Source organism: Actinomycetota bacterium (assembly GCA_035540895.1).
Classification (GTDB): Bacteria; Actinomycetota; JAICYB01; order JAICYB01; family JAICYB01; genus DATLFR01.
Window position 1 is genome coordinate 1 of record DATLFR010000041.1, and the last position, 4635, is coordinate 4635.

Here is a 4635-nt window from a genome sequence, read left to right on the forward strand (position 1 = left end):
CCCGCCCGGACCGTCGCCCGACTGTCCGCCGGCGGCTTGCCCCTGGGAGCCGGACCCGCGGCCCTGGCCGCCGCCACCGCCACCCTGGCCGCCCTGACCCTGTCCCTGTCCTTGGCCTTGGCCCTGTCCCTGTCCTTGGCCTTGGCCTTGGCCCTGGCCTTGGCCCTGGCCTTGGCCCTGGCCCTGGCCTTGACCCTGACCTTCCCCTTGCCCTTCTCCCTGGCCCTGGCCTTGACCCTGACCTTCCCCTTGTCCTTGTCCCTGGCCCTGGCCCTGGCCCTGCTGGCCTTGTCCTTCCTTCCCGGGCTGTCCCTGACCTTGCTGCCCCTGGCCCTGCTCCAGTCGGTCCTTCACCGCACCGAGGGCTCCCACCGCGCCCGCCCGGCTCTCCTGGCCGGCGACCCCCTCGCGTGCCTCGCGCTGAGCCGCAGCGGCGCCTCCCAGGGCGCTGGCCGCCGATGCGTCGTCGCCCTGACGGAGCGACCCGGCGGCGTCCTTGAGGGCCTGCGCGGCGGCAGGGTTCCCCGCCGCTTGGGCGTCCCCGAGCGCCTCCAACCGTTGCGCGAGCGCATCGCGCTGCTCCGGCGTGAGCTGGTCGAGCGCGCGCGACAGCTCGTCCAGCTGGCTCGCCGCGTCGCTGCCGGAGGTGCCGGGCAGGGCATCGGACCCGAGGCTGCGCTCCAGCCCCTTCAGGGCGGCCTTCGAAGACAGGAGGTTGGGGTCGAGCTCCGACCCGAGGGCCTGAGCGGCCTCGTCGACCGCCTCGGCTCCCCGTCTGGCGTCGGGCGCCTCCTCCAGCTTGCGGGCCAGCTCTTCGAGCTCCCGCGCCACGCGCTGGGAGCCGGGGTCCTGCCTCTCGCGCGCCAGGGCGGCGGCCGACTCGCGGAGCCTCTCCGCCTCGTCACGCAGGTGGGCGCGCTCTGCGGCGAGCTGCTCGCGGACGGCGTCCTGGGGGTTGGGCGCCACGAGCAGCAGCCCCACGATGGCCGTCAGGACGGCCAGGGCGATGAGCCGGGACCTGTCTGCCCGGAGGGGGATGGCATCGGCGGCGGTGTTGTCCCTCGCGATGCGCTGCGCCCGCACGCGGACCTCTTCCACGAACGGGGAGCCGTCGTCCCCGGACAGCTCGACCGCGGTGGCGAGGGCGTCCTTCGTCCCCAGTCCTCGGTCGGCGGCGCGAGCGGCCACGATGGGCGGGATGCGGATGGCGAGGGCGCCCGCTCCGAGGGCGGCCGCCGCGGCGACCATCACGAGGATCGCCGCCCGGTCCGTCCATCCCCACGGCCGGAGCCAGCCCGACCCGGCGAGGACCACGGCGGCGAGCAGCACGGCGGGACCCACCCACTGGCCCGTGGCCGCCGCCCAGGCGAGCCGGAGCCGGCGTCGCACGGCGCGGAGCAGGTCGTCCATCACACCCCCTGAAGAGAACGGACGGACACAGAGCGTACCGGGCCCGGGCGTACCCGGGGCGCGTTCAGGGTTCTTCCCGGGGCGTACGCAGCGCCCACGCGGCGATCAAGAGAGCCCCGGCACTGACCGAGGCGAGCGCGATCACCGAGAACAGCCAGAACGGCACCCGGGCCAGCGCGCGTTCGGGAGGGGTCAGGCCCGGCCGGTTGCGCGCGTGCTCCAGGACCTCGCTGCGGAAACCTACGAGTGGCGAGTCGACCGGACCGCTGACGATGCTCGCGGTCGCCGCGAACGGGTTGGGAGCCAGGAAGATGGTCGTCGCCGGGCGGATGGGGCTCTCGAACCGCTGCACGATCGGCAGGATCGCCATCGGGACGAAGGTCCCGACGCTCAGGACGAACACGAGCCCGTAGGCGGCCACCGTCGCGCCCTGGCTGCGACGGAGCAGAGCCGAGCACATGATCGAGACCGCGCCGATCATGAGGCACACGAGCACGATCATCAGCGCCGCCTTCAGCACCTCGGGGACCGAGACCCCTCCGATGAGGAAGGTGACGCCTAAGACGGGAAGGGTCGCGAAGAGGAGGAAGAGCATGAACGCGAGGGAGGCGGAGAGCTTCCCCAGCACGATCTGCAGCGGCGAAAGGAGGGTCAGCTGGAGGGGGACGAGCGTCTGGCGCTCCCTTTCACCTGCGATCGCACCGGCGGTTAGCGCCGGGATGATCATGCACGCGAGCCCCACGACGAAGAAGAGCAGGGTCTGGAACAGCTGCCGGCCGGCGCCGGCGAACCCCAGCACCCCGGCCTCCTCGAAGCAGTTCCCCTCTATGCACCGGACCGTGCGGGACATCGCCATGAAGACCTGGAACAGCGACGCGAATATCCCGATGACCGCGAGCAGGAAGAGGGAGATCTGCACCGGGGTGGCGCGCCGCCGCATCCGCTCGGTGAGCTCTCTCGCGAGGACCGGGTTCGTCCTGAGCCTCACTGGAGCTCCCCCGTCGTCACCTGCATGAAGACATCCTCCAGGACACGTCCGACCTTGAACTCCAGCACTGGCAGGCCCTCTTCCACGACGAGGCGACGGAGCAGCTCCTGCTGCTCGGCGTCGTCGGCCACCTCGTACTCGGTCTCTTCGCCTCCCGCGAGCCGAACCCGGACGACCCGGGTCTGGGTGAACCGGCTGCGGATCTCGTCCGGCGTGCCGGACGCGAGCAGCCGGCCCGCCTCCATGATGGCCACGTCGGTGCACATGTCCTCGAGCTCGGCCAGGATGTGGCTCGATATCAGGATCGTCTTACCGAGGGACCGGAGCTCGCTGAGCAGCCCGCGCAGCTCGATCCGGGCGCGGGGGTCGAGCCCGGAGGCCGGTTCGTCCAGCAGCAGCACCTCCGGGTCGTGCACGAGGGCCCGGGCGAGCCCGAGCCGCTGCTTCATCCCGCGGGACAGGGAGTCGACCGTCGCCTCGCGCTTCACGCTCAGGTCGACCAGCTCGAGGAGTCCCTCCACGAGCGCGTCGTGCTCGGAGGACGGCACCTGGTAGGCGGCGGCGAAGAAACGCAGGTACTCGTCGACGCGGAGGTCCCCGACGACCCCCATGACGTCCGGCATGTATCCGAGCCGGCGACGGACCTCCCTCTGCTCGGTCACCGGGTCGAAGCCGGCCACCTCGACATGTCCGGACGTGGGGAGGAGCAGCGTGGCGAGCATCGCGAGGGTCGTCGTCTTCCCGGCGCCGTTCGGTCCGATCAGTCCGAAGATCGCTCCGCGCGGGATGTCCAGCGTGACCGAGTCCACCGCCCTGAGCCGTCCGAACGTCCGGGTGAGCTCGTAGGTGCGGACCGCCGGGCGCTCCGGACGGGCCGGGGGAGGCGGTTCGAGCGTGGGATCGGGGTCGTGGTGGTCGTTCATCTCTGCTCCCGCAGGTCGAATGCCCATCCCGCGTGCCCAGCGGCGGCCTCGGGATCCTGCGTCACGCGCAGGTACAGGACCCGGCCGTCGACGGGGGGCAGGGCTTGGTCGATCCGGGTATCGAGCCGTTCGTCATCTGGTTGACCTGGGGGCGCGAAGCCCCCGTCCGGCTGGGGCAGGATCCGCGGTACGACTTCGCCCTCGGGAACCGGGCCGGGAGCCGGGACCGTGACCTGCACGTCCTCCCACGCCCCGTTCCGCCAGATCTCGAGACGCTGGAGGCTGGCGGGCGCGGCGAGGATCAGCGGTGCCTGAGGGTCGCGCGGGAGCGTGAACCGCAGGACCAGGGGGCCCGCCGAGACGTCCACCTCGTCCCACCCCGGCTCGGGACCGAGGTACTGCACGCCCCTCACCTCCTCCCGGATGACGTCGAGGGGGTCGAGGGCACCTTCGCCGGGAGCCGCCACGTCGCCGTACGCCAAGACGAGCGTCCGCCCCGCGGGGCGGTGCGACCGCTCGCCCAGACGGAGCGTCGGCCGGAAGTCACGGGTCCATGCCGCGACGAGCGCCTGTCCGGGCCGGAGCGGCTCCCCGAGAGGCAGGGAGGTGGACGTCTGCCATAGCGAGTAGCTGACGATCTCGCTGCGGTGGGCTTCGCCGTCCTCGAAGCCTCTCCAGCGCGCCTCCTGGTCCCACGCTTCCTGCCCGGGCATCCTCCAGTGCGCGCCGCCCGGGGTCGCCGGCACCTCGAACGTTCGCTCTGCCCCGGCCGGCAGGTCGTCGACGCGCACCCAGTTCTTCCCGACGAAGACCCGGGCCTGCTCCAGGTCGAACGGCGTACCGTTGCGCACCGTGCCGCGCACGACATCTCCGTGGGAGGCCGAGTCGACGCGGAGCCCGTCTCCCGCCTGCACGGGTCCGCTAGCGCCCGCGAGCACGAACTCGCCCGGGCTCAGCTCCATCCGCGCCTGGGGGCCGTCCGCGCCGAGCAGGTAGCTCGGTGCGCGGCGTTGCTGCGCGGTGGTGGTCGCCGGCGTCCACCCCTCTGGGAACCGGATCGCGCCCCGCCCGCCGCCACCGGACGTCCCCGCCGCCGTGAAGGCGGTCGCCCCGGCCGGGCTCGAGACGATGACGGACCCGTGCGCGGCCCGATGGCGCCTGAGCCCGACGCCTCCGACGTAGCTGCCCGCCGTGAACAGGACCGCGACGAGCGGGACGGCTATCCAGGCCAGCTCGGTCCGGCGGCGCCGGCGCAGGACGAAGAACAGGACCGGACCGACCAGCGCCACGTACGTGAGCAGCACGATGTAGATC

Annotated in this window: 4 protein-coding genes; all 4 read right to left on the reverse strand. The window is 72.6% G+C overall.

Annotated elements, in window-relative coordinates; genetic code table 11:
• Window positions 1-1410 (reverse strand): hypothetical protein (locus tag VM840_02295; GenBank protein ID HVL80406.1); only part of this gene is annotated, 1410 nt, incomplete at its 3' end.
• A 64-nt stretch (window positions 1411-1474) separates the two neighbouring features.
• Complete coding sequence (locus VM840_02300; GenBank protein ID HVL80407.1) at window positions 1475-2398, reverse strand: ABC transporter permease subunit; 924 nt, start codon at window positions 2396-2398, stop codon at window positions 1475-1477.
• Complete coding sequence (locus VM840_02305; GenBank protein HVL80408.1) at window positions 2395-3321, reverse strand: ABC transporter ATP-binding protein; 927 nt, start codon at window positions 3319-3321, stop codon at window positions 2395-2397. The genes VM840_02300 and VM840_02305 overlap by 4 nt, the downstream gene beginning before the upstream one ends.
• Window positions 3318-4635, reverse strand: a 1318-nt coding sequence (locus tag VM840_02310) for a hypothetical protein (protein HVL80409.1), incomplete at its 5' end; no start/stop codon positions are given. The genes VM840_02305 and VM840_02310, both read right to left, overlap by 4 nt.